Source organism: Dactylosporangium sp. NPDC050588 (genome assembly GCF_040654975.1).
GTDB classification, from domain to species: Bacteria; Actinomycetota; Actinomycetes; order Mycobacteriales; family Micromonosporaceae; genus Dactylosporangium; species Dactylosporangium maewongense.
Genome location: NZ_JBFAJA010000023.1, coordinates 1 through 22,446, shown reverse-complemented (window position 1 = coordinate 22,446; position 22,446 = coordinate 1). Strand labels below are relative to the sequence as shown.

The following is a 22,446-nucleotide window of genomic DNA, read 5'->3' as shown; positions in this document are numbered from 1 at the left end:
GTGCGGAGTGGCCTAGGTCACAGCTCGGCCGTTTTGTCCAATTCAACCGGCATGTCGCTCGGTAGGTTCGCCCGGACACGCCGCTGATCACCCAATTTCTCCCCCTGGAGGAACGGTGGCGCGTGTGCTGCTAACCCGACCGAGAAGGAGAGCCGGTGCGCCTGCCGACCCTGTCCAACAAGGCCAAACTCGCTGCCATCGCGGCGATCGTGGCGGTCCCCGCCGTCACCCTGCCGATCGCGTTCGCCTCCAAGGACGGCGGCCTGCCCGGCGTCGGCTCCGGTGGAGCCGACGCCGCCTACGCGTTCCCCGCCACCCCTGACCAGATCCCCGACACCCCGGTGCGGGTCAACCAGGTGGGTTACCTGCCCGACGGCCCGAAGCAGGCCACCGTCATCAGCGACTCGAGCACCCCGCTGTCGTGGCAGCTCAAGGACAAGGCCGGCGCCGTCGTCGCCTCCGGCGAGACCACTCCGCACGGCATGGACCCCAGCTCCGGCCAGAACACCCACACCGTCGACTTCAGCTCCTACAAGGGCAGCGGCAGCACGTACACCCTGGAGGTCGACGGCAAGGCCAGCCTGCCGTTCGACCTGGACCCGAAGGCCTATCGCCAGCTCGCGATCGACGCCATGTCGTTCTACTACCCGCAGCGCAGCGGCATCGCCATCGACAACAAGATCGCGCCCGGCTACGGCCGCGCCGCGGGACACACCGCGGAGACCCCGAACGGCGGCGACACCAAGGTGCCGTGCGCGCCCGGCTCCTGCGACTACAGCCTCGACGTGACCGGCGGCTGGTACGACGCCGGCGACCACGGCAAGTACGTCGTCAACGGCGGCATCTCCGTCGCGCAGCTCATGAGCTCCTACGAGCGCTCCCCGAAGGCGGCGAAGGCGCGCGCCCTGCGCCAGCCCGAGACCGGCGGCAAGACCCCCGACGTGCTCAACGAGGCCCGCTGGGAGCTCGACTTCCTCATGAAGATGCAGGTCCCGGCCGGGCAGAAGCTCGCCGGCATGGCACACCACAAGGTCCAGGACGTCGCCTGGACCGGGCTGCCGACCGACCCGGCCGCCGACACGCAGCAGCGGGTGCTCAAGCCGCCGTCGACCGCCGCGACCCTCAACCTGGCCGCCGCGGCGGCGCAGGGCGCCCGGGTGTTCAAGGACTACGACCCGGCCTACGCCGAGAAGCTGCTGACCTCGGCCCGCGCCGCGTTCGCGGCGGCGCAGGCGAACCCGAAGGTCTACGCGCCGGACTCCGACTCCACGGGCGGCGGCGCGTACGGTGACACCGACGTCGACGACGAGTTCTACTGGGCGGCGGCGGAGCTGTACATCACCACCGGCGAGAAGAAGTTCTCCGACGTCGTGACCGCATCGCCGGTGCACAAGTCCGACGTCTTCGCCAACGCGTTCGACTGGCGCGCCGTCGGCGCCCTCGGCCGGCTCGACCTGGCGACGATCGACAACAAGCTGGGCGACCGGGAGCGGGTGAAGGCCAGCGTCGTCGCCGGCGCCGACAAGCACCTCGCCACGCTCACCTCGCAGGCGTACGGCCAGGCGTACGCGCCCAACGGCGGCTACGACTGGGCGTCCAACAGCCAGATGCTCAACAACCTCGCGGTCGTCGGCACCGCATTCGACCTCACCGGCGAGGCGAAGTACCGCGACGGCGTCCTGACCGGCATGGACTACATCTTCGGCCGCAACGCGCTCAACCAGTCCTACGTGACCGGCTACGGCGAGAAGGCCTCGAAGAACCAGCACAGCCGCTGGTACGCCAACCAGCTCGACCCGAAGCTGCCCAACCCGCCGCGCGGCACGCTCGCCGGTGGACCGAACTCGTCGCTGCAGGACGAGGTCGCCTCGGCGGCGCTGAAGGGCTGCAAGCCGCAGCTGTGCTACATCGACGACATCAAGTCGTGGTCGACGAACGAGCTGACCATCAACTGGAACTCGTCGCTGTCGTGGGTCGCCTCCTTCGCGGCCGACCAGACCTGACGCTGACCGCCTGAACGACGGGCCCGGCCGATCACCACGATCGGCCGGGCCCGCTCGTCGTCGGCCGCCGCGGCGGTCACTGCGATGCCTGGGGCCATTCGTCGCCCCACTGGGCGTCCCGGGCCTGCTTGTACCGCGGACCCTCCCGCTTGGAGACGAGGGTCGGGCCGACCGTGGTGTCCGGGTTGCAGACCTGCAGCGTGACCAGCCCCTTGCGGAACGTGGGGTGCCGCACCACCCGCCCCTGCCACTGCCGCTGTACGCCTTTCGTGACGGCCACGTAGGAGAACTTCTCGTCCTCGTAGCCGAGCTCGGCGGCCTTGAGCCGGCGGTGCAGCGCGGAGCGGTTGATGCGGGCGGTGAAGTGGCACCAGTCCTTGCCCGTCATCCCGCACGCCTGCTGGTGCGGGCACGGCGCGGCCACGGTCCAGCCGCCCGCGATGAGGCGGTCTCTCGCTTCGAGGATTCGCCGGTACCCCAGCGGGGTGCCCGGTTCGACGATGACCACCGCCTGCTCCGCCGCCGCGCCAGCGGCTTCGACGAGGTCGCGCTGGGCGTCCTCGGTGAGCTCGCCCAGCACGTACGACACCAGCACCATGTCCACGGTGGACAACGGCTCACCGAGGTGCCATTCCTGCCACGTGGCCCGCGGGAGCATGCGCTGGCCGAGCTTCAGCGCCTCCGGCACCTGGTCGAGGACGGTCATCTCCTGGATGCCCGGGAACTGTTCGAGGGCCGCCCAGGTCGCGGCGCCCGAGCCGCCGCCGACGTCGAGGATGCTGCGCGGGTCGACGCTCTCCCCGAGCTGCGCCAGCACGGCGCCCACGGCGGCGTGGGTGGCCGGCATCCGGTAGGCGGCGTACGCGGTGGCGTCGACCATGTTGCGGATCAGCGGCTCGTCGGCGGGGCGGCCGCTGCGGTAGTCGGCGATGAGGCGCTGCACCGACTCGGCGAGCCGCTTCGGCGGGACGGGCTCCAACAGCCGGTCCAGGGCTTCTCTGAGGTCCGTCACTGCCGTGCCGCCTTCCTTGCCGTCATGGTCCAGAACCAGCGTTGGGCGAGCAGCGTCAGCACGCCCGCGGTGATGATGGCCGCCAGGTTGAGCAGCAGCTGCACCGCCGAGCCGAGCGCTTCGTCGGGCACCCAGTACGCGATGGCGACGGCGATGTTGGCGGCCGCCGGCACGGTCGTCACCGAGATGAGGACGCCGATCAGCGGGCCGGCCTTCGACGATGTCAGCGACAGCATGCCGGCGATGCCGGCGAGGAAGCCGACCACCCAGGACAGGGCGTCGGGGCGCCAGATGAAGTCCGTCATCGGCCGCGGGTGCAGCAGCATGCCCCGCTCGACCAGGCCGGCGAGGTCGAGCAGGAACGTCGCGCCGACCGTCGCGAGCATCGCCGTCACGAAGCCGACCGACAGGGCGAGCGCGGACTTTTTCAAGAATGTCGGCCTTCTTCGGACAATTCCGACACACAGCGCGGCGAGGGGGCCGAACTCGGGGCCGACCACCATCGCACCGACGATGAGGATCGGCTGGTCGAACAGCACGCCGATGCCCGCGATGATCGCCGCGATGGCGAACATCAGCAGGTACGTGCCGGACAGCTCCGTCTCGTCGCCCGTCTTCTGCTCGATCTCGTCCCAGACGACCGCGTCGCCGGCCAGCCCGGGCGCGGCGTCGGCCGCGACGGCCGCCACGTGCGACAACGCCACATCGACGTGGTCGATCGCGATCGAGCCGGTCTCGTGGATCTTCAGCTTGCGCAGCGCCGACAACACCGGGCTGCCGGCCTCCCGGACGACGTCGCAGAGCACCAGGTCGCCGTCGGGCTGGCGGGCCGCGCCGGGCAGCACGACCAGGTTGGTCGCGCCCGGGGCGGCCTCGATGACCCGCACGACGTCTTCGGTCCGGTCCGGTGGGGAGATGACCCGCAGATGCAGCACGCCTGCGATTTTTGTCGGTGGTCGTCGCTACGCTGTCGGCGCCCCCTCGTTGGTTCGTACTTGAAAGGCCGTGACCGATGCCCCAGACGACCTATCTCGAGCTGTCCGAGGACAGCGGCGGCGCCCACAAGTTCTATGAGGTGACCGTCGACGGCGCCGAGATGTCGATCCGCTATGGCCGCATCGGCGACCCCGGCACCCTGAAGACCACCACCTACCCCGACCACACGAAGGCAACCGCCGAGGCCGCGAAGAAGATCGGCGAGAAGACCCGCAAGGGGTATGCCCCGGCCGTCGCCGGCCAGCGCGCCAAGCGTTCCGTCTCCCGCCGCGTGATCGTCAGCGCCCGCTCCACCGCGAAGACCGCGCCGCTGCTGTGGCGTTACAAGTCGGGCTCCTCCGCCTTCGGCATCTTCGTCGACGACCGCGTCTGCATGGTCGGCAACGAGGCCGGCGTCGTCACCACCCTCACCCACGACGCCCAGGTCGAGCGCCAGTTCCAGCTCCCCGACGGGGTGAAGTGCATCGTCGCCGACGACGACTGGCTCTATGCCGGCTGCGACGACGGCAACGTCTATGACCTCTCCGGCAAGGTCCCGCGCCTGGCCTACTCCATCGCCCCCGACATCGACATCTACTGGCTCGACATCCACGACGGCGTCCTCGGCGTCGCCGACGCCAAGGGCGGCATCTGCAGCATCGACCACGAGGACGACTTCCTCTGGCGCCGCCAGGGCAACGGTTCCAGCGGCTGGATGGTCCGCTGCGACGACAACGCCGTGCACCACGGCCACAGCAAGGGCGTCACCAGCTACGACTGGCGCACCGGCAAGGAGCTGTGGAACCAGCCCACCCGCGGCGCCGTCCTCTTCGGCTGGCAGGAGCGCGACACCCTCTACGCCGGCATGTCGTCCAACTCGGTCCTGTCCTTCACCAAGAGCGGTCAGACCGCCGTCACGTACCGCTGCGACAACACCATCTACTCCTGCGCCGCCGCCCCCGACGGCCGCTACGTCTTCGCCGGCGACTCCAGCTCCTCGGTGTATTGCTTCGCGGCCGACGGCACCCGGCTGTGGAAGCTCGGCACCGGCTGCGGCAGCGCCTACTCGATGCAGTATCACGCCGAGCGGCTCTACATCGTCACCACCGACGGCTCCCTGGCCTGCATCGACGCCAGCGAGGAGGCCGTCCGCGCCGCCGAGCAGGGCGTCGTCCCCGAGTATGTCGACGTCAAGGCCCCCCGCATGGAGGCCGTCGCCCCCTCCACCACCGTCGAGGTCGCCACCGACCCCAGCGACGGCATCATCGTCGAGTGCTTCGAGGAGGGCGGCCGCCTACGCATCCGCGTCGTCTCCCCCGGCTACCACCAGGACTGGCAGGTCCAGTTCCCCAAGGGCATCCGCGAGGCCCACGCCCGCTACGTCGTCCCCGAGATCCGCGAGGCCTCCCGCGGCGGCTTCTACCGCGCCCACGGCGACATCCGCCGCCTCGTCTGACCCGAGCCCGCCGCGCGCCGGTCCGAGGGCTTCTCCCCTCGGCCCGGCGCCACGCCGGCGCTGTCCACGCACCCGCTCCGACCACACACCCGCCCGGCACTTCCACCCACGCCCCCGACTCAGCCACACCCAGCCGACACCGCACACAACCCGGCATCGCGCCCAACCCGGCACCGCGCCCAGGCCTGGCACGGCACCCGGCCTGACGCAGCACCCAGTCTGGCGCGGCATCCGGTCTGGCGCGGCGTCCGGTCTGGCGCGGCGACGGTTCACCAGCTCTGACCACGCACCCGCCCCGACCACACACCCGCCCGGCACTCACCCACAGCCCCGACTCAGCCACACCCAGCCGACACCGCACACAACCCGCCACCGCGCCCCAACCCGGCACCGCGCCCAGGCCTGGCACGGAACCCGACCTGACGCAGCACCCAGTCTGGCGCGGCATCCGGTCTGGCGCGGCGACGGTTCACCAGCTCTGACCACGCACCCGCCCCGACCACACACCCGCCCGGCACTCACCCACAGCCCCGACTCAGCCACACCCAGCCGACACCGCACACAACCCGCCACCGTGCACAACACAGCACCGCGCCCAGGCCTGGTGCGGCGCCCGGTCTGGCAGGGTGCCCGGCCTGGCACAGCACCCGGTTGACCGGATCTGACCACCCACCCGCTCCGATCAGGCACTCGCCGGCGCTCACACAGCCCCGGCTCAGTCGCACCCGGGCGGCACCGCGCGGCCAGGCACCGTGCACAACCCGGCAGTGCGCCCGGTTTGGCGCGGCGCCCGGTTCAGTCGCGCCGATCTGGTCGCACCGACCTGGATCGCGCTCGACCAGGCGTGCCGGAGCAGCGGCGTGGTGGGCTGTGGCCGGCTGGCCCTGGCAACGCCGAAACGGAGCGGCCGCGATGCCCCAAGACGGACGGGCCACGCCCCGCGGGCGGGCGCCGAGGGACCCCACAGCGCAGCGAGCCCGCCACCGCTGGTTCGGGCAGTGCTGGCGATCCCCTCTGCATCAGCCGGACCGAGTTACCCCATGCGTACGTACTCCCCGCGGGCCGTCCGGTCCAAGGACATCCACGCCGAGGGTGTCATCCCAGCGCCGTGATCCGTGGACGGGGTTGGTCGTTTGCGCGGCCGGGTTCGTCCGTGGATCACGGCGGCGGGGACGCGGCTCGTCCGGGGCTCACGCCGGGCGCCGCTCGGGGTGGGGCAGAGAATGGGGGTATGGAGGCTGCGGTGCGGTGGGTGCGGTCGTTGGCGGCGGCGGAAAGTGTGGCGCTGGTGGTCGGAGGGCGCTGTGGGTTGCGGGTGACGGGGTGCGAGCTGGTCAGGTCGCTGGTCAACGATGTGTACCGGGTGGACGTCGAGGGCGGCCTGGTCTATGCGTGCAAGGTGTACGCCGCCGGGAAGGCGCATGTCGCGTGGGAGCAGGATCTCGCGGTGCACCTTGCGGCGGCGGGGGTCACCGAGGCGGTGCCCGTTGCGATGGAGGACGGGGCGCTCGTCGGGGAGATCGAGGCGCCTGAGGGGGTGCGGCAGTTCACCGTCACGGTGTGGATGCGGGGTGGCAAGCCGCGACCGCCGTGGTCCGGGGAGTTGTTCTTCCGGCACGGCGCGGCGCTCGCCCGGTTCCACGAGGCGGCGGACGGGTTCGGCAGCGCGCATCCGGCCAGGACGTACGATCCGGTCCGCACGCTGGACGACGCGTTGGCGTACATCGGCGACCCCATGGTGCACGAGATCGCGGAGCGGGTCAGGCCGCTGCTGGACGGCATCGGCGACGTCGGGGTGCGGCACGGGGATGCGAGCCTGGACAACGTGCACCTGACCGATGACGGCAGGATGCTGTGGCACGACTTCGACCTTGCCGCCGTGGGGCCGCGCGCGGCGGACCTGACCGGGGCGTATGCGAGCGGGCACTGGCCGGCGTTCCAGGCCGGGTACGCCTCGCGGCGGCGGACGACCGGCGACGTGCGGGCGCTGCGGGTGGTGGAGCTGGTGCGCAACATCGCGTGGCACCTGCGGGACAAGGTGGCGTTGCGGGGCACGGAGTCGACGGCCGAGGGCTGGGTCGAACGCGAGTTGCAGAGCCTGCGAGATCTGCTGTAGGCGGCGGCAGCCCCGCCGCCGCCTACAGCGTCACTCCGCTACCCGACGGCGCAGGTCGTGCCGTTGAGGGTGAACGCGGTCGGATTGGCGTTGGTGGTGTTGTTCCAGGAGGCGATGAAGCCGAAGTCGACGCTGCCGCCGTTGGCGGCGATCGTCTTCGTGTAGTCGGCGGGGGTGATGGTGACGTTCGCGCCGCTCTGGGTGTAGGCGCCGCCCCAGATCTGGTTGATGACCTGGCCGTTGGCGTAGGTCCACTTGAGGGTCCAGCCGTTCACCGGGGTGGCCGAACGGTTGGTGATCTTCACGGCGCCCTGGAAGCCGCCGCCCCACTGGCCGGCGACGGAGTACGCCACGGTGCAGGCGGCCGATGAGGAGGACGAGGGCGAGGACGAGGCGGAGCGGGACGGCGACACCGAGACCGACGGCGACACCGACCGCGAGGGCGATGCGGAAGAGGCCGACGGCGACGCGGAGAACGACGTCGGCGGGGCGCCGGTGCGGTCGCCGTAGATGATGCCGCGGCCGTTCGTGCCGAGGTACACCCGGCCGTAGATGCGCGGGTCGCCGGTGATGGTGTCGCCGATGTTGCCGTACTGGTGCTGGTCGTCGTTGATCCGCAGCCAGGAGGCGGCGGTGTCGTCGGAGCGGTAGACGCCCTTCTTGCCGTCGACCTGCGCCACGGCGAACACGGCCACGTTCGGGCGGCCCGGTGCGCCCTTGCCGAACCCGACGGCGTTCGCCGCCTGTACCGACGCGACCTTGGCGAACGAGACGCCACCGTCGGTCGACCGGAAGAGCCCGGAGGTGCCACCCGCCAGCCAGATCTCGCCGGCCACGCCCGGGACCGCCTTGAACGACGCCGTGGCGGGCAGGCCACTGGCGGCCGCCGTGAACGTGGCGCCACCGTTGGTGCTGCGGTAGAACGTACCGCCGCTGAAACCGTAGAACGTGCTGGACTGAACCCGGTCGGACTCGACGACCGCGTTCTGCGGCAGGCCCGACGCTTGAGTCCACGTGTTGCCGAAGCCGACCGAGTAGACGGGGGCGGAGTTCTTCGGCGCCCAGACGAACCTGGACCCGTCGGCCGCGGCGGCGATGGTGCCGCCCTCGTTGATGCCGCCCGGCTCGCTGCCCTGGAACCAGTTCGCGCCGCCGTCGGTGGAGAACGCGGCGTGGCTGTCGTTGGGGCGGTCGCTGTCGGCGAAGTTGCCGGCACGGACCATGACGCTCGGGTTGAGCTCGGCGTAGTCGAGGCTGGTGGTGCTGGTGAAGTACGGCGACTGGAACATCATCGCGGGCACGGCGTCGAGGTTCGTGTGCCGGAAGCCGCCGATGTCGCCGAGGCCGGAGATGAGCGGCGCGCCGGTCGGCGGGCTGATGAGGTCCAGCACCGCGGTCTCCTCCAGGCCCGCGGCCATGGGCTTGATCGTGATCTGGCCGCCGGTGTCCCACGTGGTGAGGTCGGTGCTGCCGTACACGGTGGCGCCGGTGCCGTACATGAACCGGTTGGAGTTGAAGGGGTCGATCTCCATCGACTCGGTCATCCAGCCGAGCTTCGGCGTCACCTCGGGGGGCTGCGGGTTGGCCCCGAGAGAGAGCCACGGCGAGCGGCTGACGTCCATCTTGTACCGGAAGCTCCGGTTGGGGTAGCTGGTGAAGTCCCAGATCCGGGTCCAGGTCGCGCCACCGTCGGTGCTGCGGAAGAAGATGACGTCCGGCCACCACGAGATCTGCGTGGCGACCATGATGGTGCCGGGGTGCTGGCGGTCGATGGTGAGGCCGCTGTATCCGAAGTAGTCGTCGCTGCTGCTGCTCGGCACGGGGCTGATCTGCGTCCAGGCGCCGGTCGCGGTGTTGTACTTCCAGACGTCACCCTTGCCGCCGTCGTACGGGCCGCCGGTGTCGCTGGTCGCGATGTACAGGTAGCCGCCGGCGGTGTCCAGGACGCCCTTGTGCGCCAGGTACCCGGTCGGCTGCCCGGCGAGGCGCTCCCAGGTGGTGCCGCCGTTGGTGGTGCGGTAGACGGTGTTCTGCTTGTCCGCCACACCGACGTAGATCGTCTGCGTGGTGTTTCCGGCAGTACCGGAGCGCTTGTCGAACGTCACCCAGGTGATGCCCTGGTTGTCGGTCAGGTACCCGTTGGGGTCGTTCGGGTCCTGTGCGTAGTTGCCCGGGTTGGGGAACGCGGTCACCTTCGCCCAGGTGACGCCGGAGTCGGTGCTGCGCCACAGCCCGTTGCCGCTGGGGGCGCCGAGGTACAGGATCGAGTTCTTGTTCGGGTCGATCGCCAGCCGCTCCCCCATGCCGCGGCCCGGCATGTTGCCGCCGAGCTTGAACGGCAGAGCCGAGGTCTGCCAGGTGACGCCCTTGTCGGAGGAGCGCAGGACCGCGCCGTTGTTGGGGTCCCAGCTGTTGGTGTACATGCCGGCGGCCACGTAAACCTTGTTCGGGTCGACCTCGTCGGTGGCGAGGCTGACGACGCCGTTGTAGCCCCAGTTGTCCTGGCCGACCCAGTCCAGCAGAGGGATCCAGCGGTTCGTGGCGGGGTCGAGGCGGTACGCCCCGCCGATGTCTGTCCGGGCGTACACCAGATTCTGCTGCTTCTGGTTGAAGATGATGCCTGGCACGAAGCCGCCGCCCTCGATCTGGACGTTCTTGAGCGCGTACGGGTCCGCGGCCGCGGCCTGCGCGGGGCTGGTGGCGGTCTGCACGGCGACGCCGACGGCGACGACCGTCACCGCCCCCGCCAGCCCGGCGATGAGCCCTCTCAGCTTGGTTCGCATGGGCCGCATGGTGTGAGCGCTCACTGTCCCGGGTCAACGAAGCCGGTGTCCCATCCCAGGTCAAACCCCTTCGGAGTGTGAAACTCTCACCACGCGGGTCGCTTGCGTATGGTTGAGCCCCGTGAGACGGGCCCGACCGCTGATCGCCCTCGCCGCCGCGCTCGTCGTCGGCGGGTGGCTGCTGTTCTCGCCCACGTCGCGGGACACGCCGCCCTCGGTCGCGCCGTCGGGTGCGGGGACCGTCACGGCGACGCTGGAGCCGGGGGTGATGCCCGCGAAGCTCGCCGACGGGGTGATCTACACGCCGCTGCTGTATCTGGAGACCGGCGCCTCCGTCGGGACCGCCCCGTCCGCCGACGGCAAGGCTGAGCGGCTCCTGTTTCGGGAGGCTGCCACGGTACGGGAGCTGCGCAGCGTGCCGAAGGACCTGTTCCCCCAGTGGCTGGGCCTCACCGCCGCCGACGGGGTCCTCTACTGGGCGGAGTCGGCCGCGACCGCCGCGGGGCCGTACGAGACGCGGCTGTGGCGCGCGCCTCTGGCTGGAGGGGCACCGGTCACGCTGACCGCCGACACGGGCGGGATCGTGTTCTTCGACTCACAGTACGACCTGGTCGTCGCCGAGGAGCGGGTGCACTGGGTGGCCGCCACGCCCGACGACGCGCCGAAGACGGAGGTGCGGTCGGTCGCCGTCACCGGTGGCGCCGTCAGCACGGAGGTCATCGACGGCCGGTACAGGTGGAGCTCCTGGCCCTGGCTCGTCAGCGTCGACCCGGGCGCGGCGACGCTGCTGAACCGGGCCGACGGGCAGCGGCGATCCGTGCCGGCGACCGCGGCGGAGACCATGCTGTGCACGCCGGAGTGGTGCCGCGCCATCCAGGAGACGGCGAGCGGGCGCAACCTCGTCGACGTCATGCGCGCCGACGGCGAGGGACGGCGCCGGGTAGCGGGTGACCTGAACGCCGTCGGTGTCGACGTCGGCCTGCTGGACCGCTTCGAGCTGCTGACCGGGGTCGAGGGCGAGTCGCTGCGGCTGCTCGCGTACGACCTGACGACGGGCCGGACGACCGTGCTCGCGCGGGACGTCGGCGTGGTGACGACCAAGGCCGGCCTCGTCTGGTGGTCCACCGGGAGCCCCGAACCGACCGCTTGGCACGTGCTGGACCTGCGGCGGCTGGCGTAGCCACAACCCCTGTAATAGGCCGGAATCGAACGTGTGCTCGACTAGTAATCAAGCCGCGTAGGCTGGTCACCGGCCATTTTCACGGACGGTGACCTCGATCAGGAGGGGTTTTGTGACGAATCCAACGGCCACGGCATCGACTAAGATCGACGCCGCGGTGCTGAAGATCGCGGGGGTCGTGGTCCTCGGTGCGATCATGTCGATTCTCGACATCACGGTCGTCAGCGTGGCGCTGCCGACCTTCCAGACCGAATTCAACGCGTCCTACGCGACTGTCGCCTGGACGATGACCGGTTACACCCTCGCGCTGGCGACCGTCATCCCCCTCACCGGCTGGGCGGCGGACCGGTTCGGCACGAAGCGGCTGTACATGGTCGCGCTCGCCCTCTTCACGATCGGCTCCGGCCTGTGCGCCACCGCCGACTCCATCGGCCAGCTCATCGGCTGGCGGGTCGTGCAGGGGCTCGGTGGCGGCATGCTCATGCCGCTGGGCATGACGATGCTGACCCGGGCCGCCGGCCCGGAGCGGATCGGCCGGCTCATGGCCATCCTCGGCATCCCGATGCTGCTCGGCCCGATCACCGGCCCGATCCTCGGCGGCTGGCTCATCGACGACTACAGCTGGCACTGGATCTTCCTGATCAACCTGCCGATCGGCGCCGTCGCGCTGGTCTACGCGGCGCTCGCGCTGCCGAAGGACGAAGCGCACCCGTCGGAGTCCTTCGACTTCCTCGGCATGTTGATGCTGTCCCCGGGCCTCGCGCTGTTCCTGTTCGGCGTGTCGTCGTGGCCGGAGGCCGGCACGTTCTCCGCGACGAAGGTGTGGCTGCCGATGCTCATCGGCGGGCTGCTCGTCATCGGCTTCGTCTTCTACTCCTTCAAACCGGCGCACCCGCTGCTGGACCTGCGGCTGTTCCGCAACCGCAAGCTGACGATCGCGACGATCACCCTGTTCGTGTTCATCATCGCGTTCATGGGCGCCGGCCTGCTGTTCCCGAGCTACTTCCTGCAGGTCGGCGGCGAGTCCACGCTGCACGCCGGTCTGCTGATGGCGCCGCAGGGCATCGGCGCGATGCTCACCATGCCGATCGCCGGCATGCTCGCCGACAAGGTCCCGGTCGGCCGGACGGTGCCGTTCGCGATGGCGCTCATCGCCGTCGGCTTCTTCACGTTCACGCAGGTCACCGCCGACACGTCGTACTGGCTGCTGTGCGGCTCGCTGTTCGTCATGGGCCTCGGCATGGGCGGCACGATGATGCCGATCATGACGTCGGCGCTCAAGACGCTCGGCCACGCCGAGGTCGCCCGCGGCTCCACGCTGGTCAACATCCTCCAGCAGATCGGCGGCTCCATCGGCGGTGCCGTCATGTCGGTGATCCTGACCAGGCAGCTCAACGAGTCGGACCTGGTGCCGGGCTCCAACCCGCCGGTCACCGAGGCCCAGCTGGCCATCGCGGCGCAGCACTCCGACCAGATCAAGGCGCAGGTGCCGCCGCCGCTGTTCGAGAAGGGCCTGGACTTCGTCGCGGAGTCGTTCGCCACGACGTTCTGGGTCGGCTTCGCGCTGGTCCTGCTGACGTTCATCCCGATCGCCTTCCTGCCGCGCAAGAAGGAGGCGAAGGCGGCCGGCGACGACGCGGCGGCCGGCGCCGCGACGCCGGTGATCGTGCACTGACGTCCTGATCTGGAAAGGCCGCCCCGTTGCCGGGGCGGCCTTTTTCATGCGCTTTCAGGGCTCTTATGCGCTTTTGAGGGATCCTGCCGCGAAGAACTCGGCGAACGGCCGCACGAACGCGGGCCGGGCGATGTTGGCCGAGTTGTGCGACGCGCCGGGGATGAGCACCGCCTTCCCCCTCGGTGCGGCGTCGGCGACGGCCTGGCAGTTCTCCATGAAGTACCGGGGGCTGCGGGCACCCGCGGCGAGCAGGAGCTCCGCGCTGACGCCCGCGTAGTCCTCCGCCTTGCCGCTGTGGTCATGGATGCGGCGGATCTCCGGCGGCATCGTCGGCATGAGCTCGACGAACCGCTTGCCGATGCTCGTGCGCAGGAACATGCTGGTCATGGCCTTGGCGACCGGGAACGGCACCTTGGCGCCGAAGTCGTCCGGGTAGGTGGCCCTGGCCATCACCGTCATCGCCCGCGCGTGGTCACCCTGCCGCACGAGCCGCTCGAACTCGTCGAGGAACTCCGCCGACGGGCGGCCGCCGAAGTGCAGGCCGGGGTCGTACACCGCGATCCGCTCCAACGGGAGGGTGAGTCCCGCCCGGAGCGCGGTGAACCCGCCGCCGCTGTGCCCGAAGACACTGCGCGCACCGGTGTGCTCGAGGACCGCGCCGAGGTCGGCGAGGTCCGTCTCCACCGTCTCCGTGCCCGTCAGCGGCGCCGAGTCGGCCCGGCCGCGCCGGTTGTACAGGTGCACGGTGAACTTGTCCGCGAGCGCGGCGGCCAGCCGGTGGTAGTCCCGGACGGTGACACCCCCGCCGTGCAGGATCACGATCCCCGGCCCGGTGCCGGTCGAATACACGGTGACCTTCGCACCGTCCCCTGAGGTGACCTTCGCTTCTCTCATGTTCAATTATGCGAACGGTGTTTGCAGTTTTTCAACCCTATGCAGAACTGGGAGTAGCTATGTAGAGTACAGGCATGGCCGGAATGCGCATGACGACGCCGCGGCTCCTCGTGCTGCGGGCGCTGCTCGACGACCCGTCGCGCGAGCGCTACGGGCTCGATCTGGCCACGGAGGCGGGGCTCGAGCCGGGCACGATCTACCCGATCCTGGTCGCCTTCGAGGGCGCGGGCTGGCTGTCCAGCCGCGAGGAGGAGATCGACGTGCACGCCGCCGGCCGCCCCCGCCGGCGCTATTACCTGCTGACCGCGGCGGGCGTGACCGCCGCCCGGGCGGCCCTCGCCAAGCGGTCCGCCCCGCGCGTCGGGCGCCTGGCGTGGTGACCGGCGCGGCCCCGGCCGCCCTCACCACCGGCGTGCGGCTCGCCGTCGCGACGCTCGCGCTGCTGCTGCCCGCCGCGTTCCGCGACCGCCAGCGCGCCGAGTGGACCGCGGACCTCATGACCCTGCCGGCCGGGCGCTGGCGCTACCTGTTCGGCGCGGCCCGCACGCTCCCGGCGCTGCGCGCCGCCGCACACCGCGCCGGCCTCTCCCGCGGCCCGGTCGCCGCCGCCGCGTCCTTCCCGTCCGACGCGCTGGCCCGCACGCTGCTCGCCGGCCTCGGCTGGCCCGTGCTGTCGTGGCTGCTGATGGTGCCGCTGCGTTACTTCCTGTTCGACATCCCCGGCCGCATCGCCGCCGGCGGCGGCCCCGTCGACCCGAAGAGCCTCTGGCCTTCCGGCGCGTTGTTCGTCGTCCTGCTCCCGCTGATCCTGGCGCTGACCTTCGGCGCCTATGTCGCCCTTGCCGGCGGCTGGCTCCTCGCCGCCTCGATCGGCCTGGCCGGCGCCGCCGTGGGTGTCGGCCTGCGGCGCCTCTGGCTCGCCGTCGCCGGCCTGTCCCTCGCCGCGGCCGCCCTGCTCGCCGTGACGGTCGCCGGCCTGCCCATGTTCGACGCCGACCCGGGCTATGGCGCCGCCCTCCTCGGCACGACGGCCGTCGGCCTCGGTCTGTGGTCCCGCACCCTGAGCCGGTGGCAGCGAGGCTGGCTGCTCACGATCGGCCTGGCCGCAGCCGCGGTGCTGGCCGCCCACCACACCCCCCTCGGCGCGGCCATGCACACCTGGTATCTGGACTGACGGTGAGGATGTAGGTGAGTCCCGCACCGGTCGGCCTGACCCTTGCACTGACTGACTTCGGGTCCTGATCGGGATCTGCCGGCTGCGCCGGTGCGGGACTCACCCGCACTCACCGGACGTGGCGGTGTGACCTCACAGCAGCCTGCGCCAGCAGGCACCCATCACTGTCTTGTCCATCTCGCCCGGCTGGTGCCCGCCGCCCTGCACCCGGTCGAACGGAGAAGGACAGCCAATGTCCACGACGGCACGATCCGAGCCGACGACCAACGCGCCGACGCACCGGCCCTCCGACGCACCGGCCCTCCGGTCGCTCTGAGGAGCACGGGGCCGCACCCCGCCGGCCTGGTGCCGGGGCCGACCGCCGTGTTGGGTGCCGCCGCGCCTGAGGCTGACCGCCCCGTCTGGACCGCCCCGTCTGGACCGCCCCGTCTGGACCGCCCCGTCTGGACCGCCACGTCTGGGCTCGCCGCCGTATTGGGAGGCTGCCGCGTCTGAGCCGGCCGCCGCGTCTAAGCCGGCCGCCGCGTCTGAGCCGGCCGCCGCGCCAGGTGATCGCCGCGCCAGGGTCGCCGTGACTCGGGTCGCCACTGCTCGGGTCGCCACTACGTGCGGAAGCCGGGCGATGCTGGCGGGCGCGGTGGCGCTGGACGCGTGCCTGCGACTGTGCCCCTCTGTCCGAGGTCCGCTCGCCAGCACCCCGGCTCACACCCGCGACTGGCTCCAGGCAGGCCCCCGAGTGATCCCGAATGAATCTGGTAGCTCTGGAGCCCGTTGCGAACCCGCCCACCAGAGCGCGGTGAAGACACCGCACTGCGCACACCGGGCGACTTCCAGCACCATTGCCGGACCGACGTTGGTCAATGCCAGCAAATGCGGCTTTTGCGCCATCGAGGCTGCGCGATCCACCCACAAGATGATCTCCGAATTGATGGTGGATCGCGCAATGTCTATCCGATCCACCCGGGCGGCCCGGCGCGCGGCACCCAACCGCCGCCAGCAGTGACCACTGCATCACCGCCGGCGTCCTCGTCCAGAACCCCGGCGGCGCCCAGCAACGCCAACCGACGACCGCCAGGATCGTCCACACCGCCGGCCTGCCGCGCCGCCACCGCCCCGCGCATTTCCCCCGCCACCGACACCGATGTCGGCGCCACCCTGCCCGACAACGGCTACCGCAGCAACGCCGACCTCGTCGCTCCAGCCCCGGACCGGCTCATCGCCACCAGCACAACCTCACCCACCCCGCACCGACGCCACGCAAACCGGGAGGGCGGACGGAAGCAGCGACTGGCGCCGATGACCGGAGACCTTCCCGCCCGACTCCGGCCCTCGACCCGCCTGGCCAGCACTCTCAAGGCCAGCGCTCCACAGGTTGGCGGCAACCACGGCCAGATACCCGAAGGCGTCCAGGGCCAACGCATGGAGATCAGCTCCCACCAGGTCGCTCCCCGACCCAGCAGCCAGACGGCGCCAGCAGCACGCAGCCCCAACACCAACAGTCCGCCAACTAGGTCCGAAGCAGTTCCAGACTGCGGGCACCCCAGTTCGCGGCCGGCTCCCGTGCCCACTCACCACGCAGACGTCGATCAATGCCCCGATACGCCCCATTCCAAGACCGAGGCCGCGCAGCCACCGACCCCGGCCACCACCCGGCCCGCCACCACCGACAGCGGACCACCACCAACAGCGGCCGCCACCAAGCAGCCATCGACCCAACTGTTGCCCAGGGCCATTGCAAAACCGCGGGGCGCCCAACCCACAGGCGAGGCAGGCACCCACTCACCACCACAGACATTGGTCAATGCCCTGAAACGTCCCATTACGAGGGGGATGTCGCGCAGTCACCGGGCCTGCCGCCGCTGGCAGCGGACCGTCGTCACCGGGATGCTGCCGGACCTGCAGCGGTAGGCGCCGGCCGTTCTGTCGCCACAGGAGAAGGCGGGGTCGGGTCCGGAGGCGAGGAGGGCTTGGTCCGGCGGTACAGGAGCAGCGCAGTCAAACCGCCCGCCACGAGGCCCCAGAAGGCGGGGCCGATGTTCAGGATCGTGGTGCCTGACGCTGTCACGACGAAGGTGACCACCGCGGCCTCGCGGCCCGAAGGGTCGGTGACCGCGCTGGCCAGAGAGGCGCCGAGGGCGGACAGCAAGGCCAGGCCGGCGACGGCGATGACCAGGACCGGCGGCGAAAGCAGTACGAGCGCCATCGCCAGACCCGCGCCAAGGCCGAGGGTGAGCTGGCCCGCGCCGAGGGCGGCCGTGGCGACCCAGCGCCGGCGGGGGTCGGGGTGGGTGTCGGGGCCGGCGGTGAGGGCCGCGGTGATCGCCGCCAGGTTGAGGGCGTGGCCGCCGAACGGGGCGGCGAAGGCGCTCGCCACGCCGGTGGTGACGAGGACGCCGCGGAGGGGTGGGGTGTAGCCGTACGTGGCCATGACGGCCATGCCGGGGACGTTCTGGGCGGCCATGGTCACCAGGAACAGCGGGACGGCGATGCTGATCAGGGCCGGCAGGTTGAACGTCGGCACCGTGAGCACCGCGGCGGGGGCGATCGAGACGCCGGTGAGGTGGACGCCGCGGACGGCGATCGCGACGACGGCGGCCAGCAGCGCGCCCGGGACGGCCCACTGGCGGGCGAAGCGGGTCAGCACCGCCCAGGTGAGCACCACCGGGATGGCGAGCGCGGGCACGTCGACGACGGCGCGGACGGGAGCGGTGCAGAGGCTGAGGATGACGCCCGCGAGCATGGCGCCGGCGATCGGGCGCGGGATCGCGGCGATCGCGCGGCCGAGCCACGGCGACAGGCCCGCGACGACGATGAGCGCGGCGCAGACGAGGAACGCGCCGACGGCCGCGGGCCAGCCGCCCTGCACGTGGCCGGTGGCGACGAGCAGCGCGGCGCCGGGGGTGGACCAGGCGATGCTGATCGGCATGCGGAACCGCAGCGCGAGGAAGACGGCGGTCGCGGCGATGCCGGCGCACAGGGCGAGCAGCCCGGACGCGGCCTGCGCGGGGGTGGCGCCGACGGCGCGCAGGCCGGCGAGCACGACGGTGAACGAGCTCGCGTACCCGACCACGGCGCTCACCAGCCCCGCCAGGATCGGCTGTGCCGAATCGAACCGCCGCATGACCACCCTCCGTTTCGCGTTCCGTATACGGAACGACTTGAAGAGAATGGCACCATAGCTGCGTGGAGACAAGTCTCGGTGACCGGCTGCGGGAGCTGCGGGCCGCGCGGGGGATGTCGCTGTCGGAGCTGGCGCGGGCCGCCGGCATCGGCAAGGCCACGCTGTCCGGGCTGGAGCACGGGACCAGGAACCCCACGCTGGAGACGCTCTACGCGGTGGCGGGTGCGTTGGGCGTACCGCTGACGGCGCTGGTGCGGGAGCAGCACGGCGAACCCGTCCGGGGGTCCGCGGTCACGGCGACGCTGCTGGAGGTGTTCGACGAGCCGGGGGTGACGTTCGAGCTGCTGCGCATGCGGGTGCGCCCCGGCGTCGTGCAGCAGTCACCACCCCACGCGCCGGGCGTGACCGAGCACGTCACGGTGTCGGAGGGTGTACTGCGGGCGGGCCCCACCAGCGCACCATTGATCGCAGGGCCGGGCGAGCACATCGCGTGGCCGGCCGACGTGCCGCACGTGTACGGCACCGTCGGCCCGGACGAGGTGGTCGCCACGCTCCTGATCAGGTCGCCCCGCGGGCAGACCTAGTCGACCGTGGTGTCCTCGGAGTCCTGGTCCTTGTCGTGGCCGTGACCGGTGATCCCATCCACGATCGCGTCGATGGGCTGCCCGATGTAGTCGAAGTCGGGCACCGCGATCCGCTCCGCTTCGTCACGGATGATGTCGATGTCCACGGTCTCGTCGACGCGGGGGACGTCATGCCTGCTGGTCATACTGAACCAGTTTCCGGCCGGGGCTGCCGCCAAACCCGGACTGTGGCATCGTCGCCACGATGGAGGTCCGCACAGCGCGCACCGAGGACGTCGACGCCCTCGTCACGATCCATCAGGTGGCCCGCCGCACGTACTACGGCGACCTGGAGATCGCTGACGACACGAGGGAGTTGCGGGACGCGTACACCGTCAGCATCCAGGCAACGGATCGCCTCGTGCTGTGCGTGGACGGCGCCGACGGCCGGCCCGCCGGGTTCCTGTCGCTGGGACCGCCGGCGCGGCTCGTCGGCCTGTACGTCGACCCGGCGCACTGGCTCCGCGGCGCCGGCAGCGCCCTGCACGACGCCGGCATCGCGGCCTGGCGCGAGGCCGGCATCACCGAGGGTCAGCTGGAGGTCTGGGACGGCAACGACCGCGCCAAGGCCTTCTACCTGCGGCGCGGCTGGCAGCCGTCCGGCGGGCGCCGCGACGGCCCGCTGGGCCGCGACTTCGTGGTCCTAGGACTGAAGGTGGTCTAGGGCTCAGTCTTTGGACCGTTCTGCGGGGGCGGCGGCTCTCATACGATTCCAAGGGTGAGACGGATGGTCGACGCCATGCGCGTGGTCTGGGACGAGCCGCGCGCCCCAGACGCGCCCCGGCGGGTGTGGCGCGACTGGGCGCTCGTCGGCGTGTTCGGCCCGCTCGCCGTGCTGGAGGGGCTGCTCCGCCCCGACCTGCCGATGCGCGTGCTCTCCGTCCTGGTCGTCCTGGCCGGCGTCGTGGCGGTGGTGCCCTGGCGCCGGCGTCAGCCGTTGGCGGCGGTCGCGGTGGCGTTCGGCGTGACCGGCCTGCTGCCGCTGCTGGCGGGCCATGCCATGGACAATGGTGCCGCCGTTGCGGTGCTGCTTCTGGTGTACGCGCTGACGCGCTGGGGCTCCGGCCGCGAAATCGTGCTCGGCACGGCGGTCATCGCCGTGAAGGCCGGCGTGTTGGACCAGCTCGTGCAGGTCAAGCCGAGCGACACCGTCGCGGGGCTGGCCGTGCTGTCCAGCTGTCTCGCGCTGGGCCTGGCGCTGCGGTATCGTGCCGGCGCCCGCCGCCGCGAGATCGACCGCATCCGCCTCCTCGAACGCGAGCGCCTGGCCCGCGACCTGCACGACACCGTCGCCCACCACGTCTCGGCGATGGCCATCCGCGCCCAGGCCGGCATCGCCACCGCTGCCACGGACCCTGACGCCGCGCTCTCCGCCCTGCACCTCATCGAGGCCGAGGCATCGCAGGCCCTGAAGGAGATGCGCGCCATGGTCCGTCTCCTGCGCCACGCCGGCCCGGCCGACCCGCCCGAGCTGTCCCCGACCCCGTCCTTCGCCGACCTGGCGCACCTCGCCGACCCGGCAGCCGTGCCCACCTGTGCACAGCCCGACACCACACGGACCGACAACACCCAGCCAGCCGAAACCCCTGCCGCCGAATCCCCAACCGACGAAGCCCGGGCCAACGAAGCCAGGGCCGACGGCACGTGGGCTGAAGACACACGGACCAGCGAGGCACAGACCGGCACCGCACAGAGCGACCACTCGCCGCCCCACGACGCACGAGCCAACAACCTTCGAGTCAGCGACCCTAGAGTCAGCGACCCCCGAACCAGCAACCCGCACCCCGGCAACGCCCGAACCGGCAGCACACAGACCCACGAAGCCCACGCCGGTGAAACCCCAGTCGACGACACGCGGGCAGAAGACACACAGACCAGCGAGGCACAGACCGGCAGCGCACAGAGCGACCACTCGCCGCCCCACGACGCACGAACCGACAACCTTCGAGTCAGCGACCCTAGAGTCAGCGACCCCCGAACCAGCAACCCGCACGCCGGCAACCCCCGAACCGGCACCACACAGACCGACCAGGCCCACACCGGCGAAACCCCAGTCGACGACACGCGGGCAGAAGACACACAGACCAGCAAGACACAGACCGACAGCGCACAGAGCGACCACTCGCCGCCCCACGACGCACGAACCGACAACCTTCGGATCAGCGACCCCCGAACCAGCAACCCACAGACCGGCAATCCACGAACCGGTAGCACGCGGGTTGACGGCGCGCGGAGCCGTGACCCGAAGACGTACGACCCCCGGACCCACGACACGGGGACAGTCAGCACCCGGATCGGCGACGCACAGACCGGCAACGCGCGGAGCGGCGACGCAGGGATCGACAGCCTCTGGACCGATGATCCACAACCCGGCGACCCCCGAACCGGCGACCCCCGAACCAACTGCACGCGGGTTGACGGCGCGCGGAGCCGTGACCCGCAGACGTACGACCCCCGGACCCACGACACGGGGACAGTCAGCACCCGGATCGGCGACGCACAGACCGGCAACGCGCGGAGCGGCGACGCAGGGATCGACAGCCTCTGGACCGGTGATCTACAACCCGGCGACCCCCGGAGCGGCGACCTACGAACCGGTGACCCTCGGACCAGTGACCCTCAGGCCGGTGACCCTCAGGCCGGTGACACTCCGGCCTCTGGCATTCGGATCGGCGGCCCGCAGGCGGACGGAGCGCGGACCGGCAAGGCGCGGAGCGGGCCTCGCGTGGACGTCGAGCTCTCCGGCGACCTTGATGGCATCCCGGCGCCGGTGGGTGCGGCCATCTACCGCCTGGCCCAGGAGTCGGTCACCAACGCCAGGCGGCACGCCCGGCATGCGACCAGGATCGAGGTGCGGGTCCACGCCGACGACACGTCGGTGCGGCTGCGGGTCACCGACGACGGCGACTCAGGCTCGGCCCGGCCGGCCGCCGCCCACGGGTACGGCCTCATCGGCATGACCGAACGCGCCACCCTCCTCGGCGGCACCTGCGAGGCCGGCCCGACCCACCGCGACGGCACCGGCCGCGGCTGGACCGTGACCGCCGTCCTGCCACGCTCAGGGTCGACTGCCCCGTCCCGACCCGGACGGCCCGTGCCCGCGACCTCACGCTCACCCGAAGCGCCGCAGCCGCTCGGACCGGCACCATCGCCGGGACCGACCCCGTCGACCAAGGCACCGCCGACCGAGCACTTGCCCACGGCTCCCCCGTCCTCCGAGGGACCTCGCGACGATCCCCCGCGCCCCGAGACGCCGCGACCCGAGACCTCGCGCCCCGAGACGCCGCGACCCGAGACCTCGCGCCCCGAGACGCCGCGACCTGAGATGCCGCGCACTGAGACGCCGCGCGCCGAGCCCCCGCACCTCGAGAGGGCGGGCGCCGAGCCCCCGCGCGCTGAGATGCCGGGCGCTGAGATGCCGGGCGCCGAGCCCC

General features: G+C 71.4%; 16 protein-coding genes. 10 read left to right on the top strand and 6 right to left on the bottom strand.

The features are described from left to right. The first annotated feature begins 155 nt into the window (after positions 1-155). A complete protein-coding gene (locus AB0I21_RS17720) occupies positions 156-2,003 on the top strand; it encodes a glycoside hydrolase family 9 protein (RefSeq protein ID WP_360562277.1) in 1,848 nt (615 codons plus the stop codon). Positions 2,004-2,079: 76 nt separating this feature from the next. On the opposite strand, the gene AB0I21_RS17715 is transcribed toward AB0I21_RS17720, so the two are convergent. After that, positions 2,080-3,015 carry a small ribosomal subunit Rsm22 family protein gene (locus AB0I21_RS17715; protein ID WP_360562275.1) on the bottom strand — a complete coding sequence of 312 codons (936 nt, stop codon included), beginning with the start codon at positions 3,013-3,015 and terminating at the stop codon, positions 2,080-2,082. Beyond that, positions 3,012-3,950, bottom strand: coding sequence for a DUF389 domain-containing protein (locus tag AB0I21_RS17710; RefSeq protein WP_360562273.1), 939 nt, complete (start codon positions 3,948-3,950; stop codon positions 3,012-3,014). The genes AB0I21_RS17715 and AB0I21_RS17710 overlap by 4 nt, the downstream gene beginning before the upstream one ends. A gap of 77 nt (positions 3,951-4,027) precedes the next feature. On the opposite strand from AB0I21_RS17710, the gene AB0I21_RS17705 reads away from it, so the two are divergent. After that, positions 4,028-5,446, top strand: coding sequence for a WGR domain-containing protein (locus AB0I21_RS17705; protein ID WP_360562271.1), 1,419 nt, complete (start codon positions 4,028-4,030; stop codon positions 5,444-5,446). A gap of 1,315 nt (positions 5,447-6,761) precedes the next feature. Then, positions 6,762-7,562, top strand: a complete 801-nt coding sequence (locus tag AB0I21_RS17700) for a phosphotransferase (protein ID WP_360562269.1) — start codon at positions 6,762-6,764, stop codon at positions 7,560-7,562. A 38-nt stretch (positions 7,563-7,600) separates the two neighbouring features. Here the strand turns inward: AB0I21_RS17700 and AB0I21_RS17695 are convergent, their stop codons facing one another. After that, on the bottom strand, positions 7,601-10,345 hold the full coding sequence (locus AB0I21_RS17695; RefSeq protein WP_360562267.1) for a cellulose binding domain-containing protein: 2,745 nt from the start codon (positions 10,343-10,345) through the stop codon (positions 7,601-7,603). Positions 10,346-10,466: 121 nt separating this feature from the next. On the opposite strand from AB0I21_RS17695, the gene AB0I21_RS17690 reads away from it, so the two are divergent. Continuing rightward, positions 10,467-11,525: a hypothetical protein gene (locus tag AB0I21_RS17690; protein ID WP_360562265.1), complete on the top strand. Its 1,059-nt coding sequence runs from the start codon at positions 10,467-10,469 to the stop codon at positions 11,523-11,525. Positions 11,526-11,637: 112 nt separating this feature from the next. Further along, a complete protein-coding gene (locus AB0I21_RS17685; RefSeq protein ID WP_360562263.1) occupies positions 11,638-13,200 on the top strand; it encodes a DHA2 family efflux MFS transporter permease subunit in 1,563 nt (520 codons plus the stop codon). A 63-nt stretch (positions 13,201-13,263) separates the two neighbouring features. Here the strand turns inward: AB0I21_RS17685 and AB0I21_RS17680 are convergent, their stop codons facing one another. After that, on the bottom strand, positions 13,264-14,094 hold the full coding sequence (locus AB0I21_RS17680) for an alpha/beta hydrolase (RefSeq protein WP_360562261.1): 831 nt from the start codon (positions 14,092-14,094) through the stop codon (positions 13,264-13,266). Between the two features lie 74 nt (positions 14,095-14,168). Here AB0I21_RS17680 and AB0I21_RS17675 point away from each other — a divergent pair, with 74 nt between their 5' ends. Beyond that, a complete protein-coding gene (locus AB0I21_RS17675; RefSeq protein ID WP_360562259.1) occupies positions 14,169-14,474 on the top strand; it encodes a helix-turn-helix transcriptional regulator in 306 nt (101 codons plus the stop codon). After that, a complete protein-coding gene (locus AB0I21_RS17670; RefSeq protein WP_360562258.1) occupies positions 14,468-15,268 on the top strand; it encodes a hypothetical protein in 801 nt (266 codons plus the stop codon). The genes AB0I21_RS17675 and AB0I21_RS17670 overlap by 7 nt, the downstream gene beginning before the upstream one ends. Positions 15,269-17,144: 1,876 nt before the next feature. Here AB0I21_RS17670 and AB0I21_RS17665 read toward each other — a convergent pair. After that, positions 17,145-18,389, bottom strand: a complete 1,245-nt coding sequence (locus AB0I21_RS17665; RefSeq protein WP_360562256.1) for a benzoate/H(+) symporter BenE family transporter — start codon at positions 18,387-18,389, stop codon at positions 17,145-17,147. A gap of 62 nt (positions 18,390-18,451) precedes the next feature. Between AB0I21_RS17665 and AB0I21_RS17660 the strand changes: the two genes are divergently transcribed. Further along, complete coding sequence (locus AB0I21_RS17660; protein WP_360562254.1) at positions 18,452-18,973, top strand: XRE family transcriptional regulator; 522 nt, start codon at positions 18,452-18,454, stop codon at positions 18,971-18,973. Here the strand turns inward: AB0I21_RS17660 and AB0I21_RS17655 are convergent. Further along, positions 18,970-19,158: a hypothetical protein gene (locus tag AB0I21_RS17655; RefSeq protein ID WP_360562253.1), complete on the bottom strand. Its 189-nt coding sequence runs from the start codon at positions 19,156-19,158 to the stop codon at positions 18,970-18,972. The two genes, AB0I21_RS17660 and AB0I21_RS17655, sit on opposite strands and share 4 nt — an antisense overlap. Before the next feature lie 59 nt (positions 19,159-19,217). Here AB0I21_RS17655 and AB0I21_RS17650 point away from each other — a divergent pair, with 59 nt between their 5' ends. Together AB0I21_RS17650 and AB0I21_RS17645 are read left to right on the top strand one after the other, a co-directional pair. Then, the gene (locus AB0I21_RS17650) at positions 19,218-19,676 is read left to right on the top strand and encodes a GNAT family N-acetyltransferase (RefSeq protein ID WP_360562251.1); all 459 of its coding nucleotides are present in this window, start codon (positions 19,218-19,220) and stop codon (positions 19,674-19,676) included. A 63-nt stretch (positions 19,677-19,739) separates the two neighbouring features. Then, a partial coding sequence (locus AB0I21_RS17645; RefSeq protein ID WP_360562434.1) for a histidine kinase occupies positions 19,740-22,446 on the top strand: 2,707 nt, incomplete at its 3' end.